This is a genomic window from Bradyrhizobium sp. CCH5-F6, assembly GCF_001556045.1.
GTDB lineage: Bacteria > Pseudomonadota > Alphaproteobacteria > Rhizobiales > Xanthobacteraceae > Bradyrhizobium.
Genome location: NZ_LSIC01000094.1, coordinates 209,704 through 233,918 on the forward strand (window position 1 = coordinate 209,704; position 24,215 = coordinate 233,918).

At 64.5% G+C, this 24,215-nt stretch carries 27 protein-coding genes; 10 read left to right on the forward strand and 17 right to left on the reverse strand.

Features of this window, described 5'->3' with window-relative positions; genetic code table 11:
- The first annotated feature begins 142 nt into the window (after positions 1-142).
- On the forward strand, positions 143-967 hold the full coding sequence (locus tag AX729_RS17450; RefSeq protein ID WP_061025177.1) for a sulfite exporter TauE/SafE family protein: 825 nt from the start codon (positions 143-145) through the stop codon (positions 965-967).
- A 132-nt stretch (positions 968-1,099) separates the two neighbouring features.
- On the opposite strand, the gene AX729_RS17455 is transcribed toward AX729_RS17450, so the two are convergent.
- The 7 genes from AX729_RS17455 to AX729_RS17485 all read right to left on the reverse strand — a co-directional run bounded on the left by AX729_RS17455 (position 1,100) and on the right by AX729_RS17485 (position 7,645).
- Positions 1,100-1,888: a 3-hydroxybutyrate dehydrogenase gene (locus AX729_RS17455; protein WP_061025180.1), complete on the reverse strand. Its 789-nt coding sequence runs from the start codon at positions 1,886-1,888 to the stop codon at positions 1,100-1,102.
- Between the two features lies 1 nt (position 1,889).
- Positions 1,890-3,065, reverse strand: a complete 1,176-nt coding sequence (locus AX729_RS17460) for a DUF3734 domain-containing protein (RefSeq protein ID WP_061025182.1) — start codon at positions 3,063-3,065, stop codon at positions 1,890-1,892.
- A 78-nt stretch (positions 3,066-3,143) separates the two neighbouring features.
- Positions 3,144-3,647, reverse strand: coding sequence for a CAP domain-containing protein (locus AX729_RS17465; protein WP_061025184.1), 504 nt, complete (start codon positions 3,645-3,647; stop codon positions 3,144-3,146).
- 177 nt (positions 3,648-3,824) lie between these two features.
- Positions 3,825-4,859, reverse strand: a complete 1,035-nt coding sequence (locus AX729_RS17470) for a sulfate/molybdate ABC transporter ATP-binding protein (RefSeq protein WP_061025186.1) — start codon at positions 4,857-4,859, stop codon at positions 3,825-3,827.
- Entirely contained in the window at positions 4,849-5,760 is a 912-nt protein-coding gene (cysW, locus tag AX729_RS17475) for a sulfate ABC transporter permease subunit CysW (RefSeq protein WP_061025188.1), read from the reverse strand. The genes AX729_RS17470 and cysW overlap by 11 nt, the downstream gene beginning before the upstream one ends.
- A 9-nt stretch (positions 5,761-5,769) precedes the next feature.
- Positions 5,770-6,606, reverse strand: a complete 837-nt coding sequence (gene cysT, locus AX729_RS17480) for a sulfate ABC transporter permease subunit CysT (RefSeq protein ID WP_082770459.1) — start codon at positions 6,604-6,606, stop codon at positions 5,770-5,772.
- A gap of 37 nt (positions 6,607-6,643) precedes the next feature.
- Positions 6,644-7,645, reverse strand: a complete 1,002-nt coding sequence (locus tag AX729_RS17485; protein WP_156457018.1) for a sulfate ABC transporter substrate-binding protein — start codon at positions 7,643-7,645, stop codon at positions 6,644-6,646.
- On the opposite strand from AX729_RS17485, the gene AX729_RS40505 reads away from it, so the two are divergent.
- Positions 7,632-7,775, forward strand: a complete 144-nt coding sequence (locus tag AX729_RS40505) for a hypothetical protein (protein WP_197433614.1) — start codon at positions 7,632-7,634, stop codon at positions 7,773-7,775. The two genes, AX729_RS17485 and AX729_RS40505, sit on opposite strands and share 14 nt — an antisense overlap.
- Here AX729_RS40505 and AX729_RS17490 read toward each other — a convergent pair.
- From AX729_RS17490 to cysG, 5 genes are read right to left on the reverse strand one after another with little or no spacing between them, the layout of a single operon-like run.
- Positions 7,754-8,485 (reverse strand): phosphoadenylyl-sulfate reductase, encoded by a 732-nt coding sequence (locus tag AX729_RS17490; protein WP_061025191.1) that lies wholly within the window; start codon positions 8,483-8,485, stop codon positions 7,754-7,756. The two genes, AX729_RS40505 and AX729_RS17490, sit on opposite strands and share 22 nt — an antisense overlap.
- Positions 8,482-8,997 (reverse strand): DUF934 domain-containing protein, encoded by a 516-nt coding sequence (locus AX729_RS17495; RefSeq protein ID WP_061025193.1) that lies wholly within the window; start codon positions 8,995-8,997, stop codon positions 8,482-8,484. The genes AX729_RS17490 and AX729_RS17495 overlap by 4 nt, the downstream gene beginning before the upstream one ends.
- Positions 8,984-10,639: a nitrite/sulfite reductase gene (locus AX729_RS17500; RefSeq protein ID WP_061025196.1), complete on the reverse strand. Its 1,656-nt coding sequence runs from the start codon at positions 10,637-10,639 to the stop codon at positions 8,984-8,986. The genes AX729_RS17495 and AX729_RS17500 overlap by 14 nt, the downstream gene beginning before the upstream one ends.
- A gap of 11 nt (positions 10,640-10,650) precedes the next feature.
- Positions 10,651-10,965: a DUF2849 domain-containing protein gene (locus tag AX729_RS17505; protein WP_061025198.1), complete on the reverse strand. Its 315-nt coding sequence runs from the start codon at positions 10,963-10,965 to the stop codon at positions 10,651-10,653.
- Complete coding sequence (cysG, locus tag AX729_RS17510) at positions 10,962-12,347, reverse strand: siroheme synthase CysG (RefSeq protein ID WP_061025199.1); 1,386 nt, start codon at positions 12,345-12,347, stop codon at positions 10,962-10,964. Before cysG ends, AX729_RS17505 begins: the two co-directional genes overlap by 4 nt.
- Positions 12,348-12,591: 244 nt before the next feature.
- Here cysG and cysD point away from each other — a divergent pair, with 244 nt between their 5' ends.
- The 4 genes from cysD to AX729_RS17530 all read left to right on the forward strand — a co-directional run bounded on the left by cysD (position 12,592) and on the right by AX729_RS17530 (position 18,179).
- Positions 12,592-13,386 carry a sulfate adenylyltransferase subunit CysD gene (gene cysD / locus AX729_RS17515; protein WP_061025312.1) on the forward strand — a complete coding sequence of 265 codons (795 nt, stop codon included), beginning with the start codon at positions 12,592-12,594 and terminating at the stop codon, positions 13,384-13,386.
- 21 nt (positions 13,387-13,407) lie between these two features.
- Positions 13,408-15,324, forward strand: a complete 1,917-nt coding sequence (gene cysC, locus AX729_RS17520; protein WP_061025201.1) for an adenylyl-sulfate kinase — start codon at positions 13,408-13,410, stop codon at positions 15,322-15,324.
- 360 nt (positions 15,325-15,684) lie between these two features.
- Entirely contained in the window at positions 15,685-17,850 is a 2,166-nt protein-coding gene (locus AX729_RS17525; RefSeq protein ID WP_061025203.1) for a malate synthase G, read from the forward strand.
- A 128-nt stretch (positions 17,851-17,978) separates the two neighbouring features.
- A complete protein-coding gene (locus tag AX729_RS17530) occupies positions 17,979-18,179 on the forward strand; it encodes a CsbD family protein (RefSeq protein ID WP_061025314.1) in 201 nt (66 codons plus the stop codon).
- Positions 18,180-18,315: 136 nt separating this feature from the next.
- On the opposite strand, the gene AX729_RS39705 is transcribed toward AX729_RS17530, so the two are convergent.
- From AX729_RS39705 to AX729_RS17545, 3 genes are all read right to left on the reverse strand, one after another.
- Entirely contained in the window at positions 18,316-18,471 is a 156-nt protein-coding gene (locus tag AX729_RS39705; protein ID WP_007599832.1) for a Thivi_2564 family membrane protein, read from the reverse strand.
- Between the two features lie 142 nt (positions 18,472-18,613).
- Positions 18,614-19,261 carry a DUF2865 domain-containing protein gene (locus AX729_RS17540; RefSeq protein ID WP_061025205.1) on the reverse strand — a complete coding sequence of 216 codons (648 nt, stop codon included), beginning with the start codon at positions 19,259-19,261 and terminating at the stop codon, positions 18,614-18,616.
- Positions 19,262-19,277: 16 nt separating this feature from the next.
- On the reverse strand, positions 19,278-20,051 hold the full coding sequence (locus AX729_RS17545; protein ID WP_061025206.1) for a L,D-transpeptidase: 774 nt from the start codon (positions 20,049-20,051) through the stop codon (positions 19,278-19,280).
- Positions 20,052-20,259: 208 nt separating this feature from the next.
- Here AX729_RS17545 and AX729_RS17550 point away from each other — a divergent pair, with 208 nt between their 5' ends.
- The 3 genes from AX729_RS17550 to AX729_RS17560 all read left to right on the forward strand — a co-directional run bounded on the left by AX729_RS17550 (position 20,260) and on the right by AX729_RS17560 (position 22,370).
- Positions 20,260-21,372: an AI-2E family transporter gene (locus AX729_RS17550; RefSeq protein WP_061025208.1), complete on the forward strand. Its 1,113-nt coding sequence runs from the start codon at positions 20,260-20,262 to the stop codon at positions 21,370-21,372.
- Between the two features lie 78 nt (positions 21,373-21,450).
- Positions 21,451-21,822 (forward strand): ElaB/YgaM/YqjD family protein, encoded by a 372-nt coding sequence (locus AX729_RS17555; protein ID WP_061025210.1) that lies wholly within the window; start codon positions 21,451-21,453, stop codon positions 21,820-21,822.
- 92 nt (positions 21,823-21,914) lie between these two features.
- Complete coding sequence (locus tag AX729_RS17560; protein WP_061025212.1) at positions 21,915-22,370, forward strand: hypothetical protein; 456 nt, start codon at positions 21,915-21,917, stop codon at positions 22,368-22,370.
- Between the two features lie 6 nt (positions 22,371-22,376).
- On the opposite strand, the gene AX729_RS17565 is transcribed toward AX729_RS17560, so the two are convergent.
- Together AX729_RS17565 and AX729_RS17570 are read right to left on the reverse strand one after the other, a co-directional pair.
- Positions 22,377-22,562: a hypothetical protein gene (locus AX729_RS17565; RefSeq protein WP_061025214.1), complete on the reverse strand. Its 186-nt coding sequence runs from the start codon at positions 22,560-22,562 to the stop codon at positions 22,377-22,379.
- Positions 22,563-22,790, reverse strand: coding sequence for a PepSY-associated TM helix domain-containing protein (locus tag AX729_RS17570; RefSeq protein ID WP_061025216.1), 228 nt, complete (start codon positions 22,788-22,790; stop codon positions 22,563-22,565). It abuts the gene before it with no gap.
- A 262-nt stretch (positions 22,791-23,052) separates the two neighbouring features.
- Between AX729_RS17570 and AX729_RS17575 the strand changes: the two genes are divergently transcribed.
- Positions 23,053-24,195 (forward strand): OpgC domain-containing protein, encoded by a 1,143-nt coding sequence (locus tag AX729_RS17575; RefSeq protein WP_061025217.1) that lies wholly within the window; start codon positions 23,053-23,055, stop codon positions 24,193-24,195.
- The last annotated feature ends 20 nt before the right edge of the window (positions 24,196-24,215 follow it).

The following is a 24,215-nucleotide window of genomic DNA, read 5'->3' on the forward strand; positions in this document are numbered from 1 at the left end:
GCACCGAGTTGGGCGAAACGACTGCCCATCGCCCCGGCGCGGAAAGATCTTTCTCATTTGATCGAAAAGCTTGCCCATCAGGGAAGGTTCATTCTACGTCGTATTGCCCAGCCGACGAGATCAACCTAAGCTTCCCCTCGATATGTTCGATCCACTTTACGTCGCTTCCGGATTCGCCGTCGGCCTGCTTGTCGGGATGACCGGCGTCGGCGGCGGCTCGTTGATGACGCCGCTGCTGATCCTGTTGTTCGGCGTCCACCCCGCCACCGCGGTCGGCACCGACCTGCTCTATGCCGCCGCCACCAAGGCCGGCGGCAGCGTGGTGCATGGCTGGTCGCGCAGCGTGCACTGGCCGGCGGTGCTGCGGCTCGCCTGCGGCAGCATTCCCGCCAGCGCGGTGACGCTGCTGGTGCTGTGGAAGCTCGACCTCAAGAGCGATGCCGAGCGCAGCCTGGTCAATCTGGTGCTGTGCTTTGCGCTGCTGCTGACTGCGACCTCGCTGATCTTTCGCAAGTCGATCATGGACCGCTATCGAAAGCGACTCGAGCAGGTCGACGAGCGCACGACTTTGATCGCGACCGTGATCACCGGCATCGTGCTGGGCGTGCTGGTCTCGATCTCCTCTGTCGGCGCCGGCGCGGTCGGCGTCACCGTGCTGCTGCTGCTCTATCCGCGCCTGCCGATGGCGACCATCGTCGGCTCCGACATCGCCCATGCGGTGCCGCTGACACTGGTTGCCGGCATCGGACACTGGGCGCTCGGTGACGTCGACTGGGCCCTGATGGGCGTGCTGCTGCTGGGCTCTCTGCCCGGCATCATCGTCGGCAGCTTCAGCGCGACGCGCGTGCCCGAGACGGTGCTGCGGCTGACGCTTGCCTGCGTGCTGTTCGCGGTCGCCGGCAAGATCATGTTTGCGGAGTTGAATTTGTCGTCGGCCATCGTGACGGCGCTGGCCTGGAGCCATTGAGGCCGGGACCGGACGATAGAATCCTGGGGTGAGCAAAGCGAAGGCGTGCCCACCATGTCACGTCGATAGGGAACGCCGGGTGGGCACGGCGCAACGCTCCTCTGCCCACCCGGCGGCACTGCCTCGTCGTGCTTACTCCGCGGTCCAGCCGCCGTCGATCGAGAGATTGGTGCCGGTGATCTGCGCGGCATCGTCGCTGCACAGGAACAGCGCGAGCGCCGCGACCTGCTCGGAGGTGACGAACTCCTTGGTCGGCTGCGCGTCGAGCAGCACGTCGTTGATGACCTGCTCGCGCGTCAGATTGCGCGCCTTCATCGTGTCGGGGATCTGCTTTTCGACCAGCGGCGTCCAGACATAGCCGGGGCTGATGCAGTTGCAGGTGATCTTGTGGGTCGCGACCTCCAGCGCCACGGTCTTGGTGAGACCGGCGATGCCGTGCTTGGCAGAGACGTAGGCCGACTTGAAGGGCGAGGCAACCAGCGAATGCGCGGATGCCGTGTTGATGATGCGGCCCCAGCCCTTCTTCTTCATGCCGGGGACGGCGGCACGGATGGCATGGAAGGCCGAGGACAGGTTGATCGCGATGATCTGGTCCCACTTCTCCGGCGGAAACTCCTCGATCGGCGAGACGAACTGGATGCCGGCGTTGTTGACCAGGATGTCGACCGAGCCGAACGTCTTCTCGCCGAGCGCGATCATGCCGGCGATCTCGGCGGGCTTGGTCATGTCGGCCGGCGAGTAGATCGCCTTGACCTTGAAGTCCGACTCGATCTTGGCGCGTTCCTTCTCGATGTCCTCGGCCGAGCCGAAGCCGTTGATGACGACGTTGGCGCCGGCGGCGGCGAATGCGCGCGCGTAAGCGAGCCCGATGCCGCTGGTCGACCCGGTCACGACAGCGTTCTTGCCTGACAGACTACCCATTCTATTCGCTCCTTTTTGCCGGGGCCGCGGAGACGTCCCCCGTGAGATCGTAGGTCACCATGGTCTCGCCGGACTGCGGCCGCTCGAGCCAGTCCCTATGGCGCATCGACAGATGCACGTCGCGCACGCCGGCTTCCCAATGCTCGACCATGGCAACATGCGAGAAGTCGTAATCTTTCGACGAGGATTCGTAGTTCTTGCTGCGGTAGATCAGATGCACCACCGTGACGGTGCTTTCGCGCGACACTTTCGCCAGGAACTCGACCGAAGGATCGTTCTTGAGATAGTCGGGCAATTTTCCGATGAGGTCGCGCACGGCCCTGCGCGCGTTGTGCAGCTGCTTGTTCTTGTCGGTGTTCATCCGCGTGCGGCTGGAATAGCGAATGTCCTTCTCGCGCTCGGCTGCCTCCAGCAGCGAATTCGGCAGATCGCCGCGCGCGGAAAACAGGTCGACCTGGAAGATCAGCATGTCGCGGTCGAGCTCGGTATCGAGCACGTAGTCGAGCGGGGTGTTGGAGGCGATGCCGCCGTCCCAATAATGCTCGCCGTCGATGACGACGGACGGAAAGCCCGGCGGCAGCGCACCCGAGGCCATGATGTGCTCGGGGCCGATGGCCTTGCCGAGCTTCTTGAACTCGTAATTGTCGAAATACTTGAAATTGCCCGAGGTGACGCCCACCGCGCCGACCGACAGCCGCGTCTTCAGATCGTTGATGCGGTCGAAATCGACGAGACGCTCCAGCGTCTTCTTGAGCGGCGAGGTGTCGTAATAGCTTTCCGCTTCGGGATGCCCCGGCGGCCAGAGCGGCGCCGGCGGAATGCGCGGGGTGAAGAAGCCGGGCACGCCGAAGGTCGCAATCAGCGCAGCACTGGTCGAATTGAACAGTTCGCGGCTGTGGTCGCTCTTGCCGAGCGGCTTCCACGGCACGGGTGCCGAGACCATTTCCCAGAATTCCTTGAGCCGCTTGACCCGCGTCTGCCCTTCATTGCCGGCAATGATGGCGGCGTTGACCGCGCCGATCGAGATGCCGGCCACCCATTCCGGCTCGAAGCCGTAGCCGCACAGCGCCTGATAGGCGCCGGCCTGGTAGGAGCCGAGCGCGCCGCCGCCCTGGAGGACCAGGACGCGTTGCGCATTCGTCGGGATCGTTGCGATGTCCGGACTGTGATCTGTCATTCGGGAACAATAGCAAAAGGCTGGCCACCGTGGCGACACCCCGCCGCGGCGTCAATGCATCCCGGGATCAAGTCTTGCTTATCGAGGCTCCGTCGAGGCCAGGATCATGGTCCAGAACACCTTGTACTTGGTGCCGGGAGCATAGCTCGCCGCAATGCCCAATTTTGTGACACCGCCCTTGAGCATGTTGGCGCGGTGAGGCGGCGAGTCGCGCCAGCCGGAAAACGCTTCCGCCAGCGTATGATAGCCGGCCGAAATGTTCTCGACTGCCACGGTCGCGGGATACCCGCCGGCGGCCAGACGCTTGGCCAGCGGCGCGCGGACGTCGTGGTCCATCTTGTTGGCCGCCGCCATCGCACCCGACTGGGACTCGGCGAGCCGCATCAGATCAGGATCGATCACGACGGTGCCGAGCCCGTTGTTCTGTCGGTACTGCGAGATCATCACGGCAGCCGCCTGCGCATCGAGCCTGGAGCCCGGGACCGCCATGTCGGCATACATGGACGGCTGCTGGACCGGTGCTTCGTTGCCGGCGCAGCCGGCGAGCAGCAAAGTGACGAGGATTGCGGCCGCAGCGCGCATGAATCGAGGCCCCCAAATGAGCGGCCGTTGTTGCATACCAACCGTGGCTGAAAGGTGAATTTTGAAGAAAATCGACGCAAGTCGTTCGGGGGCGATGCGGGCACCTAACCCGGAATCTCGTTCCATGACATCGAGATTCCGGACTCGCGCTGACGCGCGCCCCGAAACGGCGGGGGTTTAATCCGCAAATATCCGGTAGCGGCGAGGCTCCAGGCCGATCGTGTCGCCGGCGCGAAGTTCCTTGTCGCGAGGGGCATCGATCTCGATGGTCTGGCCGCCCAAGAGCGCGACCTCGGCACGCTGCACCGGGCCGAAATTGCGGACATGCCGGACCGCGCCCTCGAAGGCGCCGCTGCCGGGCGGGCCGACCAGCATGTCATGTCGCCGCACGAACAGTCTCGACGCGCCAGGCGCAAGCCCCTCTGCCGCAAGCCGAAGCGGCCTGCCTCCGAGCCTGATGGCACCGCCCTCGACCTCGACCGGCAGCTCGATCGATTCACCGATGAAGCCGTGGACGAAGGCGGTCGCGGGACTTTCATAGACGTCATCGGGCGAGCCGATCTGCTCGATCCGGCCCTTGTCCATCACCACGACGCGGTTGGCGACTTCCAGCGCCTCCTCCTGGTCGTGGGTGACGAAGATCGAGGTGACGTTGATTTCGTGGTGCAGCGCGCGCAGCCACTTTCGCAGCTCCTTGCGGACCTTGGCATCGAGCGCGCCGAAGGGCTCGTCGAGCAGCAGGATGCGCGGCTCGATCGCGAGCGCGCGGGCGAGCGCGATGCGCTGGCGCTGGCCGCCGGAGAGCTGGTTCGGATAGCGCTCGGCAAGCCAGTCGAGCTGCACGAGATCGAGCAGTTCCTTGACCCGGGCGCGGATTGCAGTCTCGTCCTTGCGGATCGCGCGCGGCTGCACGCGCAGGCCGAAGGCGACGTTCTCGAACACGGTCATGTGGCGGAACAGCGCGTAATGCTGGAACACGAAGCCGACATGCCGCTCGCGCGCACCTTGCGCCAGCGCGTCCTCACCATTGATGAAGAGCTCGCCGGAATCGGGCCAGTCGAGCCCGGCGACGATCCGCAGCAGCGTGGTCTTGCCGGAGCCGGACGGACCGAGCAGCGCCACCAACTCTCCGCTGTCGACCTTGAGATCGACGCCGTCGAGGGCTCTGAAGCTGCCGAACGACTTGACGAGATTCCTGACTTCAATGGTCATTTGGGTCTTGTCCTTCGTCCAGACGGCGTTCGAGAACGGTTTTCACGATCAGCGTGATCAGCGCCAGCATCGCCAGCAGCGAGGCGATCGCGAAGGCGGCGACGAACTGGTACTCGTTGTAGAGAATCTCGACAAGCAGCGGCATCGTGTTGGTCTCGCCGCGAATGTGGCCGGAGACGACGGAGACGGCGCCGAACTCGCCCATCGCGCGGGCGTTGCAGAGCAGGACGCCGTAGAGCACGCCCCATTTGATGTTGGGCAGCGTGACGCGGAAGAAGGTTTGCAGGCCCGAGGCGCCCAGCGAGATCGCGGCCTCCTCCTCCTGCGTGCCCTGCTCCTGCATCAGGGGGATCAGCGCGCGCGCCACGAAGGGGAAGGTGACGAAAGTGGTGGCGAGCGCGATGCCCGGCACCGCGAACAGGATCTGGATGTCGTGCTCTCGCAGCCAGCTGCCGAAATAGCCCTGTGCGCCGAACAGCAGCACGAAGACGAGGCCCGAGATCACCGGACTGACCGAGAAAGGCAGGTCGATCAGCGTGATCAGGAACGTCTTGCCCGGGAAATCGAACTTGGCGATGGCCCAGGCGGCGACGAGGCCGAACACCAGATTGAGACCTACCGAAATCGCGGCGACCAGCAAGGTCAGCCTGATTGCGGCCAGCGCCTCCGGCTCGGCGAGCGCGGCGAGATAGGCGAAGATGCCTCTCGAGAACGCCTGCGCAAACACGACGACGAGCGGCAGCACGACGAAGACGGTGAGGAAGATCATCGCGAGCGCGATGATGGCGATGCGCACCGCGCGCGGCTCGGTACGCAGATTGTCCCGCGCTGCCGCCGCCTGCGCACGCGCCTTCGCGTCGGAGGCCGAGAGCGATATGGAATCTGCGATCTGCATCGTCATGATCCGCCCTCAGCGCTCCGGAATCCGGCTCTGCGCCCAGCGCTGCAGCCGGTGGACGGCAAAGATGATCACGAACGACACGACCAGCATGACCACCGCGATCGCGGTCGCATCGGCATAGCGGAACTCGGAGAGCCGGATCACGATCAGGAGCGGCGCGATCTCGGAGACGTTGGGCAGATTGCCGGCAATGAAGATGACCGAACCGTATTCGCCGACCGCGCGGGCGAAGGCGAGCGCAAGGCCGGTGAGCAGCGCCGGTGCCAGCGAGGGCAGGATCACGCGCATGATGGTCTGCCAGCGGCTGGCCCCAAGGCTGCCCGCAGCTTCCTCGATCTCGGGGTCGAGATCCTGGAGCACCGGCTGCACCGTGCGCACCACGAAGGGAATACCGATGAAGATCATGGCGACGAAGATGCCGAGCGGCGTGAACGCCACCTTGAGGCCGAGCGCGGCAAGCGGCGCGCCCAGCCAGCCCTTCTCCGCGAACAGCGCAGTCAGGGCCACGCCGGCGACCGCTGTTGGCAGCGCAAACGGCACATCCACGATGGCGTCGAACAGCCGCCGGCCCGGGAAGCGGTAGCGCACCAGCGCCCAGACGATGATGCTGCCCATGACGAGATTGACGCAGGCCGCAGCAAAAGCGAGGCCGAACGAGACGCGGAGCGCGTTCAGGGTGCGGCGGCTGGAAAGGATATTCCAGAACTGTTCGGGGCTGAGTTCGAGCGATTTCAGGAACAGGCCGGCGAGCGGAATCAGGATGATCACGGACAGCCAGGTCAGCGTCAGTCCCATGGTGAGACCGAAGCCCGGCAATGTCCGGCGTCGTGCTGCAACTGCGCTCACCAGGCCCCCCGCAAAAGCCTCTTATGACAGCGCCTGATCAGTTCTTGTAGATCTGATCAAAGACGCCGCCGTCGGCAAAATGTTCCTTCTGGGCCTTCGTCCAGCCGCCGAAGACGTCGTCGATCGTGAACAGCTCGACCTTGGCGAAGGCATTTTCATACTTCTTGGCGATTTCGGCATCCCGCGGGCGGTAGAAATTGCGCGCGGCGATCTCCTGACCCTCCCTCGTATACCAGTACTGGAGGTAGGCATCCGCGACGTTGCGATTGCCCTTCCTGTCGGCAACCTTGTCGACGATCGCGACCGGCGGCTCGGCCAGGATCGATTGTGGCGGCGCCACGATCTCGAACTTCGCGGAGCCGAACTCCTTCAAGGCGAGGTGCGCCTCGTTCTCCCAGGCGAGCAGCACGTCGCCGACGCCACGCTCGACGAAGGTCACGGTAGCACCGCGCGCGCCGGTATCAAGCACCGGCACCTGCTGATAGAGCTTTCCGATGAAATCCTTGGCCTTGTCGGCGGAGCCGAGCTTCTTCTGCGCGAAGCCCCAGGCCGCGAGATAATTCCAGCGCGCCCCGCCCGAGGTCTTCGGGTTCGGCGTGATCACGGCAACGCCCGGCTTGATCAGATCGTCCCAGTCCTTGATGCCCTTGGGATTGCCCTTGCGCACCAGGAAGACGATCGTCGAGGTATAGGGCGATGAGTTCTGCGGCAGGCGCTTTTGCCAATCCGCCGCGACCAGGCCCTTGGCCGCGATGGCATCGATGTCATAAGCGAGCGCAAGGGTCACCACATCGGCCTGCAATCCGTCGATCACTGCGCGCGCCTGCGAGCCGCTGCCGCCATGCGACTGCTTGATCTCGACGCTCTTGCCGGTCTCCTTCTGATAGGACGTCGCGAAAGCCTTGTTGAACTCGACATAGAGCTCACGCGTCGGATCGTACGAGACGTTCAAAAGATTGATGTCGGCGGCGAACGCCGAGCTTGCCCAGAGGAGTCCTGCAGCGAGCGGAACGATACGGCGCATCATGTCCATCTCCATTCACCTCGACGACATCGGCGTCATCGATGGCAGGCATAACTCGGGGCGAAAGGCGCTCAAGTCAACGGAACCGGATTTTCTTGTTCGCAGCGTGGCAGCGCAACCGTGCTACGAAATCTTCATCGTGTGAATGCCGCATTCTGTCTTGGCGCGGCCCCGCCAGCGGCCGGCGCGAGAATCCTCGCCCTCGGCCGTTCTGCTGGTGCACGGCATGCACCCCACCGACAGGAATCCTGACGCAACCAAAGGATGCCGCGGCAACCTAGCAACGGTAAAGATCGCCTCGATCTCCTCGCGCGAAACGTTGGCGAAGGGATTGAACTTCAGCCGTGCGCCGTCGCTCTCGACGACGGGAATGTCGGCACGCGCACTGCCCTGAAACCGCTTGCGGCCATTGAGCCAGGCCGAGAACGGCTTGAGCGCACGCGCCAGCGGTTCCACCTTGCGGATGCGGCAGCAGGCATCGGGATCGGAGAACCAGAGGTCGCGGTCGGGATCGTCGCGCGCCAGCGTCTCGTCGGCCGGCTTGATCGATCGGACGTCCGTCAGGCCCAACATTTCGATCAGCGTGTCGCGGTAGGCGAGCGTCTCCTCGAATAGCCAGCCGGTATCGAGAAAGATCACCGGGATCGCCGGATCGACGTCCGCCATCACTTTCAGAAGCGTCGCCGATTCCGTGCCGAAGGACGACACCAGCGCGAGATTGTCGCGCCCGACCGTCTTCAGCGCCGCAGCAATCACCTCCGCAGGCGAGGAATCGCGCAAGGCGCGATCGAGCTCTTCCGCCGAAGGGAACGCGGGGACGGACGCGGAGGACATCTGAGGCGCGATTGCGTTCACGTGCCGACCCTTTCGGAGTGGCGCAGCTGCATGCGCCGATGCAGCGCCGTGATGCGGCCGTCGCCGGTCGGCTGATAGAACACCGAATAGCGCTTCGCCGTCTGCATGAAGGCTTCCGCGTCCGCCTGCTTCTTGACCTCGAACGCGTCGAAGCCGGCGCGCAGCATGAACACGAACTGGTCGCGCAGCACCTGGCCCGTGGCGCGCAACTCGCCGCGGTAATTGTAACGTTCTCGCAGCAGCCGCGCCTGGCTGTAGGCACGCCCGTCGCGGAAAGTCGGAAACACCAGCGCGACCGCCGCCAGCTTGCCGAGATACGACGCCAGCTCGGCGATGTCGCGATTGTTCGGCCAGATCACGCCGACCTTGCCGGCACGCGCGAGCAAGCCTTCGGCATCGCTGAGGAAACGCTCGGCCGGCACCAGAATGTCGCCGCGCTCGGGCAGCGGCGTATCGACGGCGAGCTTGACGAAGCCGTCGTCGACGATCTTTCCGCCGTTAACGAGTGGCATAGACGCGCTCCTTGAAGGGTTCGACGCCGAGGCGCTTCACCGTGTCCATGAACAGCTCTTCGGGCCGCTCGCGCAGCGCCAGATAGGCTTCCACGATGTCCTCGACGACGTCGGCGACCTCGTCGAACTTGACGCCGGGACCAATCAGGGTCCCGAGCGCGGCGTTTTCGTCGGCGCGGCCGCCGATGGTGATCTGGTAGACTTCCTCGCCGTTCTTCTCGACGCCGAGAATGCCGATATGGCCGACATGGTGATGGCCGCAGGCATTGATGCAGCCGGAGATGTTGATGTGGAGACGGCCGATGAGATTGGCGAGCTCGTGATTTGCGAAGCGCCGCGTCAGCTCCTGCGCGATCGGGATCGAGCGCGCATTCGCCAGCGAGCAGTAGTCCAGCCCCGGGCAGGCGATGATGTCGGTGATCAGATTGACGTTCGGCGTCGCAAGCCCGAGCTTGTCGAGCGCCTTCCACAGCGCCGGCAGGTCGCGCTTGGCGACGTGCGGCAACGCCAAATTCTGCTCGTGGCCGACGCGAATTTCGCCGAACGAATATTTGTCGGCGAGATCGGCCAGCGCATCCATCTGCTCGGCGGTGGCATCTCCCGGAGGCGCGCCGATCGGCTTCAGCGAGATCGTGACGATGGAATAGGCCGGGTTCTTGTGCGCGGCGACCGAGTTCTTGCGCCAGGCCTCGAAGTCGGGATCTGCCGCGGCCTGCCGCAGTTCGTCCGGCATGTGCGGCAGCTTTTCGTAGGCCGGATAGATGAAGCGCGAGCGGATGTCCTCGATCACCCCGTCGTCGATCTGGAGCGAGGAATAGCGTATATGCTGCCACTCCTCCTCGACTTCGCGCGAGAACTTCTCGATACCGAGCTCGTGCACCAGGATCTTGATGCGCGCCTTGTAGATGTTGTCCCGGCGTCCGTACTGGTTGTAGACGCGCAGGATGGCCTCGATGTAGCTCAACAGATCGCGGCCATGGACGAAATGCTTGATGGTCTTGCCGATGAACGGCGTGCGGCCGAGACCGCCGCCGACCAGCACTTCGAAACCGGTTTCGCCCTTCTCGTTCTTGATCAGGCGCAGGCCGATGTCGTGGACCTTGATCGCAGCGCGGTCGTGGTCCGACGCGGTGATCGCGATCTTGAACTTGCGCGGCAGGAACGAGAATTCCGGATGCAGCGTGGTGTGCTGGCGGATCAGCTCCGACCAGATGCGGGGATCCTCGATCTCGCCGGGCGCGACGCCGGCCCACTGGTCCGAGGTGACGTTGCGCATGTTGTTGCCGGACGTCTGCATCGCGTGGATGCCGACCTCGGCGAGATCGGCGAGCGCATCCGGCAGGTCCGACAGCTTGATCCAGTTGAACTGGATGTTCTGGCGCGTGGTGAAATGGCCGTAGCCGCGGTCGTACTTGCGGGCGACATGGGCGAGCCGCCGCAACTGGTTCGACGCCAGCGTCCCATAGGGGATAGCGACGCGGAACATGTAGGCATGCAGTTGCAGATAGACGCCGTTCTGCAGGCGCAGCATTTTGAATTCGTCTTCGGTGAGCTCGCCCGAGAGACGGCGCTGCACTTGGTCGCGGAATTCCGAGACGCGCTCGTTGACGAGCGTGCGGTCGATTTCGTCGTAAGCGTACATAAGAGCGCGCCTTAAACCTGGGCCGGCTGGCCGATGGTGACGCCGGTGCGGCGGATCTGTTCGCGCAGATTGCCGGGCAGGATCTTGCCATCTTCGCCGATCTGCACCGGCGCGATATAGGGACCGATCGCGCCGACGTCATCGGCTACGGCTTCGGCAAGCAGCGCCTTCGCCTCGTCGGAGTTGCGCACGATCGCGGCTTCTGCGAGTTCCGCCGACCAGCCCTTGTTGGCGGTTCTGTAGACGACGATGCCGTCCCAGGTACGGTTGGCGGTCACGACGGAGGGACCGGCGATCTTGATTTTCTGTTGCAGGGGAGAGGTCATTCGGCAGCATCCAGCAGGTCAGAGATGATTTGTTTGGGCGTTTCGCGGCGAGGCGAACCGGCATGCCGGACCACCTCGCCGATGATGAGGATGGCGGGACCGCCATGGATCCGCCCCACGAGCTCGGGCAGATCGCGCAGCGTACCGATCGCGCCCTGCGCATCGGGCCGCGTGACGCGGGCGAACACGCCGACCGGCGTTTCCGGTGCCGCCGTCATGCCCATGTAGACCACGACGGTCATTTTCGTGTCGGTCAGCATCGACCAATCGATATTCTCGGCATCCCGCGCCTTGTGCGCGGTGAGGAAGGTGATCCGGGTCGCTTCATGACGATAGGTGAGCGGCACCTCGAAATCGGCGGCGCCGCCGAGCCCGGCCGTGATGCCGGGAATGATCGAATAGGCGACGCCGGCGGCGCGCAGCGCTTCGACCTCTTCGCCGCCACGGCCGAACACGAAGGGATCGCCGCCCTTCAGCCGTACCACCCGCTGGCCTGATTGCGCCGCCTCGATCATGCGCTTGTTGATGGCGTCCTGGCCGATGCCGGGCTTGCCGACGCGGCGGCCGACGGCAACGCGCGTGGTGTCGCGGCGGATGCGATCGAGGATTTCCGGCGAGACCAGCTCGTCGTGAAAGACGATGTCGGCGTCCTGCAATGCGCGCAACGCCTTGATGGTGAGGAGATCGGGATCGCCGGGACCGGCGCCGACCAGCGCGACCGAGCCTTCCGGCTTGTCGGCACGCGCGAATTCGGTGGGATCGGCAATGGCCTTGAGCGCAGCGTCCGCCTCGCTTTTGCGGCCGGCGAGCACGGACGCACCGATTGGGCCGTCGATGACGCGCTCCCAGAAGCGGCGGCGCAGCGGAAACTCGGCGATACGCTCGTTGATGGATTTGCGGAAGCCGCCGATGAACTCGGCAAGCTCGCCGATGCGGGCCGGCAGCAGGGCCTCGATCTTCTCGCGCACGCGCCGTGCCACCACCGGCGAGGTGCCGCCGGTGCCGACCGCGACCACGACGTCGCCGCGATCGACGATCGCCGGAAAGATGAAGCTGGAATGCTCGAGATCGTCCATGACGTTGACGGGCAGGCCGAGCGCCTTCGCACGCACGGACATCGCAACGCCCACGTCGCCCGCACCCGCGCAGACGATGGCGATGACACCTGAGAGATCAGCGGTAAGTGGATCGCCGCCCGCGACTTCAATGCGCGCCGCGTCCTCGGAGCTGAGGCCAAAATCCTGATTGCCGTCGATCGCATGCACGCGAAGGCGCGCGCCGGCAGCGGCGAGCACGCGCATCTTGGCGCGCAGAAGCTCGCCCGCACCGATGAGGACCACCGGGCCGGCCTTGAGATCGAGAAACACCGGCAAGAACCGCATGCGCTACTCGCTTCCCCACAAACGGGGTTGACTGGAATTATTTTCTATATATGTCTCGTTTCGAGCGCGCAAAGAGAAAATTTTTTCTTCTCTTCCGCGCTGCAACTATAGAATTTTCGCCTTCAAACGCAAAGTGGCAGAGATGCATCTTCTCAAGGACGATTCCGCTGCTGATCGACTGAGCAACCCGGCGCTGGCCGAGCGCGCGCGTGCGCAAGAATTTTCTGCCGAGCTTGCCCCCAGCATGGACCATCTCGATCAGCTCGAGGCCCAGAGCATCTACATCTTCCGCGAGGCCTTCGCCCGGCTGAAGAAGATCGCCCTTCTGTGGTCGCTCGGCAAGGACTCCAACGTGATGATCTGGCTGGCGCGGAAAGCCTTCTTCGGCAAGATGCCGTTCCCCGCCCTTCACGTCGACACCGGCAAGAAGTTTCCGGAGATGTATCGCTTCCGCGATCATTACGGCAAGGAGTGGGAGCTGGATTTGCGCGTCGAGCCCTGCCCGCCGATCGATGCCGTCGATCCGACGCTGCCGCCGGCCGCGCGCTCCGCCGCGCGCAAGACCGAAGGCCTCAAGATGGCGCTCGCCAAATACGGCTTTGACGGCCTGATCGCCGGCATCCGCCGCGACGAGGAGGCGACGCGCGCCAAGGAGCGCGTGTTCTCGCCGCGCGGGTTGGAGGGCAATTGGGACGTGCGCGACCAGCCGCCGGAGTTCTGGGATCATTTCAATGCCTCGCCGCCGCAAGGCGCGCATCTGCGCATCCATCCGATCCTGCATTGGACCGAGGCCGACATCTGGGCCTACACCAAGCGCGAGAACATCCCGATCATCCCGCTGTATCTCGCCAAGGACGGCAAGCGCTATCGCTCGCTGGGGGACCAGGACATCACCAATCCGGTCGCCTCGAACGCCTCGAGCATCGACGAGATCCTGATCGAGCTCGAACAGACCAAGGTGCCGGAGCGCGCCGGACGCGCGCTCGACCACGAGACCGAGGACGCTTTCGAGCGCCTGCGCGTCGCCGGCTATCTCTGACCTCAAGGACGACACGCGGCCATGAACATGATCGTCACGCCTGCTTCGCCCGCCACCCCGAACGGCACCACGCGTCCCCAGGTACGCATCGTCATCGTCGGCCATGTCGATCACGGCAAGTCGACGCTGGTCGGCCGCCTCCTGCACGAGACCGGCAGCCTGCCCGAGGGCAAGCTGGAAATGCTGAAGGCCGTGAGCGCGCGGCGCGGCATGCCGTTCGAATGGTCGTTCCTGCTCGATGCGCTCCAGACCGAGCGCGACCAGGGCATCACCATCGACACCACGCAGATCCGCTTCCGCACCAATTCGCGCGACATCGTGCTGATCGACGCGCCCGGCCACGCCGAGTTCCTGCGCAACATGATCACCGGCGCTTCGCAGGCCGACGGCGCGGTGCTGATCATCGACGCGCTCGAAGGCGTGCGCGACCAGACGAGGCGGCACGGCTATCTCCTGCATCTGCTCGGCGTGAAGCAGGTCGCGGTCGTCGTCAACAAGATGGACCGCGTCGATTTCTCCGCCGCGCGCTTCAAGGACATCAGCGACGAGATCTCGGCGCATCTGAGCGGCCTCGGCGTGACGCCGACCGCCGTGATCCCGATCTCGGCGCGCGACGGCGACGGCGTCGCGGAGCGCACGGGGCGCATCGGCTGGTACAAGGGACCGACCGTGGTCGAGGCGCTCGACCGGCTGGAGCCGGCGCGGGCGTTGGAAGCGCTGGCGCTGCGCCTGCCAGTGCAGGCGATCTACAAATTCGACGACCGCCGGATCGTGGCGGGCCGCATCGAATCCGGCAGCCTCAAAGCCGGCGACGAGATCGTGATCATGCCGGCCGGCAAGATCGCCAGGATCAAGACGGTCGAAAGCTGGCCGGTGACGCCGCTGGCGGGACGACAGGGCGCCGGCCGCTCGGTCGGCATCACGCTCGACCGCGAATTGTTCATCGAGCGCGGCGACATCGTCGCGCATGCAGGCAGTGCCCCGCGCGAGACGCGGCGGCTGCGTGCGCGCATCTTCTGGCTGCACGACAAGCCGCTCGCCAAGGGCGACCAGATCCTGGTGCGCAGCGGTCCGAAGGAGAGCCGTGCCACCGTCGTCGCAATCGAGAAGGCCGTCGATCCCGGCGAACTGTCGAGCACCGAGAACAAGGCGATCGGTCGCAACCATGTCGGCGAGATCGACATTTCGCTTTCCAGCCCGATTGCGACCGATCCCTACACCGAGAATCCGCGCACCGGCCGTCTCGTGATCGAGGTCGCGGGACGCATCGCCGGCGGCGGCCTGGTGCTGTCGGTGGACGCCGGCCAGCGTGCCGTGCCGGTCGATATCGTGCCGGTGGAATCCGCCCTGCGACCCGACGAACGCTCCGCGCGCTACCGCCACAACGGCGCCGTGGTCTGGCTCACAGGTCTGCCCGCCTCGGGCAAGTCGACGCTGGCGAAGGCGCTGGAGCGGCGGCTGTTCAGCAATGGCGGCTCGCCAATCCTGCTCGACGGCGACACGCTGCGCGCCGGGCTCAACAGCGATCTTGGCTTCTCCGCCACTGACCGCAGCGAGAACATCCGCCGTCTCGCCGAGGTCGCCACGCATCTGGCCCGCAACGGCCATATCGCCATCGTCGCCGCGGTCTCGCCGGCGCGCGAGGACCGTGCCACCGCGCGCCGCATCGCGGATACTGCGTTTCGCGAGATCCACGTCGCGACGCCGGCACAGGTGTGCGAGGAGCGCGATCCCAAGGGCCACTACAAGAAGGCGCGCGCCGGCACGCTGGCCTCGTTCACCGGCATCGGCAACGACTACGAAAGACCGGAGGCCGCCGAGCTCGTGATCGATACCTCGACGAGAACGGTCGCTGAGGCCGCCGACGAGATCGAGCAGATGCTGAAGGCGACCGGCGTGCTGTTCGACGAGGTCGTGGACCTCGCCGCGAATATTTGAGCGTGCCCTAACCCCCGCTGTCGTCGTCCGGCTTGCCGTCTTCGCTAAAGCTTCGCCGGCCCAACATCGAAGAGCCCGGCGAAGCCTTTGGCGTAGCCGGGACCGGGCGGCCCAGTTTTCCAGAGCCAGCGTGGGGATACCGAGAGGCCACGGCGTCCTGGATTCCCCGCTTTCGCGGGGAATGACAGCCGATGCGTTGGGGTCCGCACCTTCCTTGACATTTTGACAAGCCTTTGGGGGTCTTCTCACCGCCCCGATTTTGGGGCTAATAGGTCCCGAAAGCCGCCCCTCGTGGGTGCATTTTGCTGCTGACGGGTCAAAAGCAGCCAAAAACAGCCATTTCCAACAAGAAAGCCCATCATGAAACGCGTCGATGCCCACGGATTGAAGATCGCTCCCGTCCTGTTCGATTTCATCGCCAAGGAAGCGGCCCCGAAAACGGGGATCGCGCCGGATGCGTTCTGGGCGGGGCTTGCTGCCATCATCAAGGAACTGGGCCCGAAGAACCGCGAGCTGCTCGCATTCCGCGACACGCTGCAGGCCAAGATCGACGACTGGCACCGCGCCAACAAGGGCAAGGCCTTCGACCTCGATGCCTACACCGGCTTCCTGAAGGAGATCGGCTATCTGGTCCCCGAACCGGCGACGCAGAAGGTCGAGACCGCCAATGTGGACGAGGAGATCGGCAAGATCTGCGGCCCGCAGCTGGTCGTGCCTCTCACAAACGCGCGCTACGCGCTGAACGCGGCGAATGCACGCTGGGGCTCACTCTACGATGCCTTCTACGGCACCGACGCGATCCCGCACGATCCCTCGGAAAGCGGCAAGGGCTACAACAAGGCGCGCGGCGACAAGGTGATCGCCAAGGCCAAGGCGTTCCTCGACAGCGCCGTGCCGCTGGCAACCGGCAGCCACACCGACGTCACCGCCTACAGCGTCGTCGCGGGCCAGCTCGCGGTGAAGCTGAAGAGCGGCAACGCCACCGCGCTGAAGAACGCCGCGCAGTTCGCGGGCTTCCAGGGCGATGCCGCCGCGCCGAGCGCGGTGCTGCTCGTCAACAACGGCCTGCATGTCGAGGTCAAGATCGACCGCAGCAGCGCCATCGGCAAGGACGATCCGGCCGGCGTCGCCGACATGATCATGGAAGCGGCGGTCTCGACCATCCTCGACATGGAAGACTCGGTCGCAGCGGTCGATGCTGACGACAAGGTGCTGGTCTACCGCAATACGCTCGGCCTGATGAACGGCACGCTGTCGGCCGATTTCGAGAAGGGCGGCAAGACGTTGACGCGCTCGCTCAACGCCGACCGTTCTTACAAGACACCGGACGGCAAGGGCGAGGTGACGCTGCACGGCCGCAGCCTGCTGCTGATGCGCAATTGCGGTCACCACATGTTCACCGACGCGGTGCTCGATGAGAAGGGCGAGGAAATTCCCGAGGGCCTGCTCGATGCTGCCGTCTCCGGCCTGCTCGCGATCCACGACCTCAAGGGTCTTTCCAAGGTCAAGAACAGCCGCACCGGCTCGGCCTATATCGTCAAGCCGAAGATGCACGGCCCGGACGAGGTGTCGCTGACCTGCGAGATCTTCGATCGCGTCGAGAAGATGCTGGGCCTGCCGGAAAACACGCTCAAGGTCGGCATCATGGACGAGGAACGGCGCACCACCGTCAACCTCAAGGCCTGCATCCAACGCGCCTCCAAGCGCATCATGTTCATCAACACCGGCTTCCTCGACCGCACTGGCGACGAGATCCACACCTCGATGGAAGCGGGCCCGATGATCCGCAAGAACGAGATGAAGGCGCAGGCGTGGATCAAGGCCTATGAGGACTGGAACGTCGACATGGGCCTGACCTGTGGCTTGCCCGGCCATGCGCAGATCGGCAAGGGCATGTGGGCGGCGCCCGACAAGATGGCGGATATGCTGGCGCAAAAGCTTGGCCATCCGCAGGCCGGCGCCACCACTGCCTGGGTGCCGTCGCCGACGGCCGCGACGCTGCACGCGCTGCACTACCACCAGGTCAACGTCACCGCGCGCCAGGAAGAGCTCACCAAGGGCGGACCGCGCGCGAAGCTCTCGGACATCCTCACCATTCCGGTGTCGAAATCGAATTGGGCGCCCGACGACGTCAAGCAGGAGATCGACAACAATTGCCAGGGCATCCTCGGCTACGTCGTGCGCTGGATCGACCAGGGCGTCGGCTGCTCCAAGGTGCCCGACATCCACGATGTCGGACTGATGGAAGACCGCGCGACCTTGCGCATCTCCAGCCAGCACCTCGCCAACTGGCTGCACCAGGGTGTGATCACCGAGGCGCAGGTGATGGAATCGCTCAAGCGCATGGCCGTCGTCGTCGACAAGCAGAACGCGGGCGATCCCATCTACAAGCCGATGGCACCCGCCTTCGACGGCGTCGCCTTCAAGGCCGCCTGCGACCTCATCTTCAAGGGCCGCGAGCAACCGAACGGCTACACCGAATACATCCTCACCGCGCGCCGCCGCGAGGCGAAGGCGACGGGCTGAGCTCCGATCGAGAACTTCAAGAGCCCCGGTTCACGCCGGGGCTTTTTTGCGGGCGAAACGCCGCGGCGGGCCGCGGAACGGCTGCGCCGGGGACCGCGTTGTACCGCCATCACCAACGGGAGATGGTCATGGATTGGAATCGGATCGAAGGAAACTGGAAGCAATTCAAGGGCTCTGCCAAGGAGAAATGGGCCAAGCTCACCGACGACGACCTCACTCTGATCGAGGGTCGGCGCGAGCAGCTCGAGGGCCGGCTCCAGGAACGCTATGGCAAGGCCAAGGACCAGATTCGCCAGGACGTCGACGACTGGCTCAAATCGCTGCACTAAAGCAGCACAAACGAAGCCCCGGCTCACGCCGGGGCTTTTCTTTTGAGATGTAGCCCGAATGAGCGAAGCGATATCCGGGGACTTTTGTTGCGTCTTCCCGGATATCGCTTCGCTCATCCGGGCTACGATACCTTCGCTAAAATACCGCCAGATATTTCAGCAGCGACACGATGCCGATGATGATGACGACCACGCGCGCGATCTGCTTGGCGCGGCCGTCCATGGGCAGCATGTTGATGAGATAAAGCACGAGAATAACGACGAGAAAGGTGACGAGTACGCCGACCAGCATCGCGAGGGCCCCCTTCAGGCAAATTGCCGATGCTATCTAACGCACGGCATCGACGCTGGTTCCATTGAGGCAACCCGCTGCAAATTCTGGCTAATCTGGCGCATACGATCGGTATCGTGCCGGAGAAAGCCGGAACGGTGGGCTACTCCTTCGCCACGATCGGGACCTGGCGGAATTTCGCGCGCACCGACTCCGGCAACGGCGAGAAATTCATCGTCACACCGCGACGGTCGTTGGCATTGCGGCTGGCGACCACGAGGCCGCCGGCGCCGGCAACGATGTCACCCTTGCGCAGGGTTGGGTCGTCCTCGGCCTTGACCGATGCGAGCCCCGCCGGATCCTTGCCGTTGCAGGTGCAGCCCGCGACGATCTCGGTGCGATACCTGAACGCATTCGGCAGATCGGAATACGACTTTCCGTTCTCCGTCGTGGCGTCGTCGATATTGCTGCCATAGACCAGCGAGGTTTCCGAGGCCGGGCAGAAGCTCTTGCAGGATTGCGCCTTGCTCGCTGAATCGGAGCCTTGCGCCGGGAAGTAGCGGCCGTCGCAGCCGCGCACGCAATAGGCCGTGCCGCCGCCATAGGAGGCCCGCCGTGGCGTGTCGTAGCGCGGCCCGTCGTCGTTCGGAAGCGGCATCCGGATCTCGGGCGGCGGCCGCATCCGGAAGCCGCCGAACAATGCCGAGAAGAAATCCTCCGCATGCGCCGACGGTGCCGACGCCAAACCGGCGGAGACAGCGATCAGGATCGCCGCACCGCCAGCCACTTTTCCAACCAGGCGTCTGCTCATATGACCTCGCTCACTTTCAGTTCACGGCCGAGGTCGTGATGTTCAAAGCCTGCCGGCCCGAGGGCAGCATCGTCACGGCCGGACGCTTGCGGACGGGGTCGCCTCCCTTGGCCATCAAGGGAGCGTTCTTCGGCAGCACCACGACCTTGGCGCCGACATTGACGCGGTTGAACAGGTCGACGACGTCCTCGTTGGTCATGCGGATGCAGCCCGACGAGACGAACTTGCCGATCGTGGAAGGGTCGTTGGTGCCGTGGATGCGGTATTGGCTGGAACCCAGATACATCGCACGCGCGCCGAGCGGATTGCCGGGGCCGCCGGCGACGAAGCGGGGAAGATAGGGCTGACGCGCAATCATCTCGGCCGGCGGATGCCAATCCGGCCACTCGGCCTTCCGGCTGACGGTCTGCACTCCGGACCAGGTGAAGCCTTCGCGGCCGACGCCGACGCCGTAGCGGATGGCGCGGCCGTTGCCCAGCACGTAATAGAGATAGGTGTTGTTGGTATCGATCACGATCGTCCCGGCCGGCTCGCTGCGGTCGAAGCCGACGATCTGCTTGCGCAGGCGATCAGGCAGCTGAGCATCCTCTTCCGACGCCGGCGGCGCCTCGTTCAAATAATCCTGTGAGTAGCCCTGGTCCTGCGGATACGCCTGCGACTGTATCGGCGCATAGCCGAACGTCTGCGCGGACGCGCTGCCAAAGGGCAGTGCCAGCATTGCGGTTGCGAAGGCGAATGCGGTGACGGCGCGCGGCGAGACGCTGCGACGGACTACCGAGAACTTGGTCATGTGCTGCCCCGTGGGATTGTGCACCAAGCGTGATGCGCTGCCGAACAACGCCGTCAGCGGGATCGAAGTTCCCGCGAGGCGTGAGGCAGCGACGTCACAGTCAAGCGAGCTTCTGTTCACGATACCGCGATGGAACCGACAGGCCGTGCGCGCGTTGTCTGACCATTGATGGGCGCGCGGATCGCGGATTCCTCGCGGGAGAAGTATTGTGCGCGTCCTTCCAAGTGAACGTCTGATTTCCGGCCACAGCGACGGCGAGCCGCTTCCCGAAAGTCATGCCGAGCTGCCCCCGGTTATCCGCCGCACCGACTTTGTCGCCTTCGCGCTCGCCGGGCTCTTGCTGATTGCCATCGTCGCCGTGCTCTATTTCGGCAGGGCATTCTTCCTGCCGGTGGTGATGGCGTTCGTGACCGGCACTATGCTGTCTCCGGCGGCGAGCTTCCTCGAGCGGAGCAAGGTCCCCCGCAGCCTCGGCGCCGTCCTGATCGTGGTCGCTGTGACCGCGGTAGTCGCCTTCGTCGTGGCGTTGATTGCTTCTCCCGTGATGGAATGGAGCACGCGCCTGCCGGAGCTCGGCGCGCAACTGAAGGACAAGTTGCACGTGTTCGACCGTCCGCTTGCGTTGTGGCGGGAGATGCAAGCCATGCTCGGCGGCTCGGAAGGATTGCCGAGCTTCCACATGCCCAAGGTCGAGTGGGTGCAGCCGACGCTGGAATTCCTGTCACCGACCTTTACCGAATTCCTGCTGTTCTTCGTCACCCTGATCCTGTTCATTGCAAGCTGGCGCGACCTGCGGCGGGCCATGATCATGACCTTCAGCGATCATGACGCGCGCCTGCGTACGCTCCGCATTCTCAACGAGATCGAAGTCCATCTCGGCAATTATCTCCTGACCGTCACCCTCATCAATGTCGCCGTCGGTGTCGCCACCGGCCTCATCTGCGCGCTTACCGGAATGCCCAATCCGGCCGGGCTCGGCGCGCTGGCGGCAACGCTCAATTTCATCCCGATCATCGGGCCGGTTGCGATGTTCGTGGTGCTGGTCGTGGTGGGGCTGGTCGCCTTCCCGACCATCGGCGGCGGGCTTTTGGCCGCCCTCGCCTTTGGTGGCCTCACCTTTCTGGAGGGGCACTTCATCACGCCGGCCATCATCGGGCGGCGGCTGGCCTTGAATGCGCTCGCCGTGCTGCTGGCACTCGCGTTCTGGACCTGGCTTTGGGGGCCGATGGGCGCGTTCCTGTCGTCGCCGCTCCTGATCGTCGCGCTGATCCTGAAGGAGCACTTGCTGCCGGTGAATTCGCCGCAGCTCCCGCAAGCCTGACCGGTTTCAGCAAACGGAACTTACGCGGCGACGAAGCGTTCTCCGCCCATCTCAGCCGTCAACACTTCGGAGCTCCCGATGTCCACGACCAATGTCGAAGCGGGGATGAGAGACTGGACCGACAAAGCCACCAGAGAACGCCTCGAGAAGGATGTAGCAGCCGTGAAAAGCGATATCGCCGCCCTCACCGACCAGATCACCGACGCGCTCAACACCTTTGCCAACTCCACGAGCAAGCAGGCTCGTAGCGGCTACCGGCAGGCGCGCGAGAACATGGATTCCGCGATGGATGACATGTCGCATCGCGGCAGCGCGATGATGGAAGCTGCGCAGGACGCCTATGGCTCGATCGAGGAGACGCTGGAAGACGCGATCACGCAGCGGCCGCTCGCGACCGTCGGGCTCGCGCTCGGCATCGGCTTCCTGATCGGCGCTGCCTGGCGCCGATAGGCTTGCGGAACGGATATTGGAGACGGCGGCGCTGCGGCGCCGCCGCTGCCGGATCGTGACGATCCGGCGTGTGGGGATTGAGGAGCGAAGCCATGTTTCAGCGCATCATCGACGGGATCAGCGCATCCGCCGGCACGACCGTGCGGCTGACCTCGCTGGCTGCGGCTGCCGCCTTCGCGCTGTTCGTGACGACGTGCTTCCTCTGTGCCGCAGCCTTCATCTCGGTGCTGGAGCAATATGGCCCGGTGCAGGCCTGCCTTGCCGGCGCGGGAATCTTCTTCCTGCTGACGATCACGGCGGCAGGCTCCTATTGGGGTTACAAGCGCGAGGTGCAGAAGCGGGCCCGTATCGCGGCCGAACGGGCCGCGAGGTCGACGGCGCAGAGCATGCTCGCCGACCCCATGCTGCTGGCCACCGGACTCCAGATCGTTCGGGCCATCGGCATGAAGCGGCTGTTGCCGATCCTGGCGATCGGCGGTGTCGCGCTCGGAATCATGGCAAGCCGCGCCGGCATGTCCGACGAAGCGTCGGCTGAACCTGCCGAGTAGCGACGCTCACGCTGCCCGGCTGCGAACGATGCAGATCGCGGCCAACGCGAGCGGAATGGCGAGCGCGATCCACGACAACGCCAGCCATATCCCGGTTTGGCCGATCAACGCGGCCAGCAGGCCGAACACGTTCAGAACCGCAAGCAAGACCGGCCAGCGCCAGATCAGACGAAGCGATCGCGTTCCGGTCATTCAGCCGCTCCCGGCAGCGGCAGGGCCGTGGCGGAATGCTGCTGCGTTCTCGGCCCGCGACCGTGACAGCCATAGATATAGCCCGCTGCCGAGCACGGCGATCGTGACGAGGTCGAGCAGTACCCAGATGATCTTCAGCGGCATCCCACCGTAGTCGCCGAAATGCAGCGGGCGCGACAGCTCCAGGGCTCGGAGGTACCAGGACATGGCGACCGCGGACACCAGCACGCCGCTCTATCCGGGATCCGAGCACGTCTGCTGCAGCCTCGCGCCGCTCGTGGTCACCCTCTTCAAGAGGCCGATATGACCGGAGGACAGATCGTCTTTCGCTCCAAAGATGCGCGGCGGACCGCGTAAACCGAGGCGCGGGCACTCCTGCGCGATTTTTAGGCTGACGGGACAATCCGGTCCCGCTCACGCAAACGCTACTCGGATAGGCAGGCAGTTGCCGCTAAAAGCATCATCCTGATTCCCAAAGCTATTTTACTCAATGAAACCGTCCGTCAAGGCGAACCTCGCCGCATTCAAGCACGACACCAGGCTCTATCTGACGCTCGGAATCGCCAATTGGTCGGTGTTCGTCGACCACATTCCGAACAACGTCGTCAACCTGCTGACGCTGCGCAATTTCGGCTTCAGCGGAGCGGCGGATCTCCTCGTGTTCGTGGTGGGCTATGGGGTGGCCATCATCCACGGCAGGATGGCACTGGAGCGCGGCTACGTGGTAGCGGCGACCCGAATCTTTCAACGCGTCTGGCGGCTTTACGCCGCCTATGTCGTGCTGTTCGTGATCTACATCGATGCCATTGCCTATGTTGCCTCGCAATCGATGGCGCCGGAGATCATCCACGAATACAACATCTCGGGCATTCTCGAGCACCCGCTGCGCATCCTGATCCGCGGCCTCTTGCTCCAGGAAGAGCCGCTGAACCTCGACCTGCTGCAGCTCATGATCCCGCTGATGGCCTTCTTTCCTCTCGCGCTATGGGGTCTGTTGCGACGACCGAACGTGACGCTGGCGGCATCGGTCGCGCTGTACCTTGCCGCACGCTGGTTCGACTGGAATTTTCGGGTCTATCCGGATCAGGAGTGGACCTTCAATCCGCTCTGCTGGCAGATGCTGATGGTGCTGGGCGGCTGGTTCGCCGTCACGGGAGCGCCATTGCGGGTGCTGCGCGATCTGCCCTGGCTGCGAATACTCGCAGGCAGCTATCTAATCTTCGCCATGGCCGTTACCCTGTTGCGCCGTTCGCCGGAATTGTCCGCCTATCTGCCGGATCTCCTCCTCGACAGCATCGCGCCGACCGACAAGGAGAACCTCGCGCCTTATCGCGTGGTTCACTTCCTCGCGCTCGCCTTCCTCGCCACCCATCTGATCCCGGCCGATCACCCCGGCCTGCGATTGAAGCCGCTTCAGGCGGTCATCCGATGCGGCGAGGAATGGCTCGCCGTGTTCTGCGTCGGCGTGTTCCTGTCCTTTGCCGGCCATCTCATCCTGATCACCAGCCCCAATCTGGTGATGATGCAGATCGTGGTGAGCATCGTCGGTTTCGCCGCCATGACCGCGGTGGCTTACTACGTCGCCTGGTCCAAGCGGCAGGACCTGCCTGCCGCCCTGCGGCAGCAAGCCTAGTCTAGCCGCTAGATCGTGCG

Bases quoted from the DNA above. Each gene is read 5' to 3' on its own strand.
- AX729_RS17545 (WP_061025206.1), bottom strand. From the start codon at position 20,051: ATGACCAAGTTCTCGGTAGTCCGTCGCAGCGTCTCGCCGCGCGCCGTC.
- AX729_RS17470 (WP_061025186.1), bottom strand. From the start codon at position 4,859: ATGACCATTGAAGTCAGGAATCTCGTCAAGTCGTTCGGCAGCTTCAGA.
- AX729_RS17555 (WP_061025210.1), top strand. From the start codon at position 21,451: ATGTCCACGACCAATGTCGAAGCGGGGATGAGAGACTGGACCGACAAA.
- AX729_RS17450 (WP_061025177.1), top strand. From the start codon at position 143: ATGTTCGATCCACTTTACGTCGCTTCCGGATTCGCCGTCGGCCTGCTT.
- AX729_RS17500 (WP_061025196.1), bottom strand. From the start codon at position 10,639: ATGTACGCTTACGACGAAATCGACCGCACGCTCGTCAACGAGCGCGTC.
- AX729_RS17455 (WP_061025180.1), bottom strand. From the start codon at position 1,888: ATGGGTAGTCTGTCAGGCAAGAACGCTGTCGTGACCGGGTCGACCAGC.
- AX729_RS17540 (WP_061025205.1), bottom strand. From the start codon at position 19,261: ATGAGCAGACGCCTGGTTGGAAAAGTGGCTGGCGGTGCGGCGATCCTG.
- AX729_RS17465 (WP_061025184.1), bottom strand. From the start codon at position 3,647: ATGCGCGCTGCGGCCGCAATCCTCGTCACTTTGCTGCTCGCCGGCTGC.
- AX729_RS17460 (WP_061025182.1), bottom strand. From the start codon at position 3,065: ATGACAGATCACAGTCCGGACATCGCAACGATCCCGACGAATGCGCAA.
- AX729_RS17485 (WP_156457018.1), bottom strand. From the start codon at position 7,645: ATGGAGATGGACATGATGCGCCGTATCGTTCCGCTCGCTGCAGGACTC.
- AX729_RS17495 (WP_061025193.1), bottom strand. From the start codon at position 8,997: ATGCCACTCGTTAACGGCGGAAAGATCGTCGACGACGGCTTCGTCAAG.
- AX729_RS17505 (WP_061025198.1), bottom strand. From the start codon at position 10,965: ATGACCTCTCCCCTGCAACAGAAAATCAAGATCGCCGGTCCCTCCGTC.
- AX729_RS17525 (WP_061025203.1), top strand. From the start codon at position 15,685: ATGAAACGCGTCGATGCCCACGGATTGAAGATCGCTCCCGTCCTGTTC.
- cysD (WP_061025312.1), top strand. From the start codon at position 12,592: ATGGACCATCTCGATCAGCTCGAGGCCCAGAGCATCTACATCTTCCGC.
- AX729_RS17575 (WP_061025217.1), top strand. From the start codon at position 23,053: ATGAAACCGTCCGTCAAGGCGAACCTCGCCGCATTCAAGCACGACACC.
- AX729_RS17560 (WP_061025212.1), top strand. From the start codon at position 21,915: ATGTTTCAGCGCATCATCGACGGGATCAGCGCATCCGCCGGCACGACC.
- AX729_RS40505 (WP_197433614.1), top strand. From the start codon at position 7,632: ATGTCCATCTCCATTCACCTCGACGACATCGGCGTCATCGATGGCAGG.
- AX729_RS17565 (WP_061025214.1), bottom strand. From the start codon at position 22,562: ATGACCGGAACGCGATCGCTTCGTCTGATCTGGCGCTGGCCGGTCTTG.
- cysC (WP_061025201.1), top strand. From the start codon at position 13,408: ATGAACATGATCGTCACGCCTGCTTCGCCCGCCACCCCGAACGGCACC.
- AX729_RS39705 (WP_007599832.1), bottom strand. From the start codon at position 18,471: ATGCTGGTCGGCGTACTCGTCACCTTTCTCGTCGTTATTCTCGTGCTT.
- cysW (WP_061025188.1), bottom strand. From the start codon at position 5,760: ATGACGATGCAGATCGCAGATTCCATATCGCTCTCGGCCTCCGACGCG.
- AX729_RS17530 (WP_061025314.1), top strand. From the start codon at position 17,979: ATGGATTGGAATCGGATCGAAGGAAACTGGAAGCAATTCAAGGGCTCT.
- cysG (WP_061025199.1), bottom strand. From the start codon at position 12,347: ATGCGGTTCTTGCCGGTGTTTCTCGATCTCAAGGCCGGCCCGGTGGTC.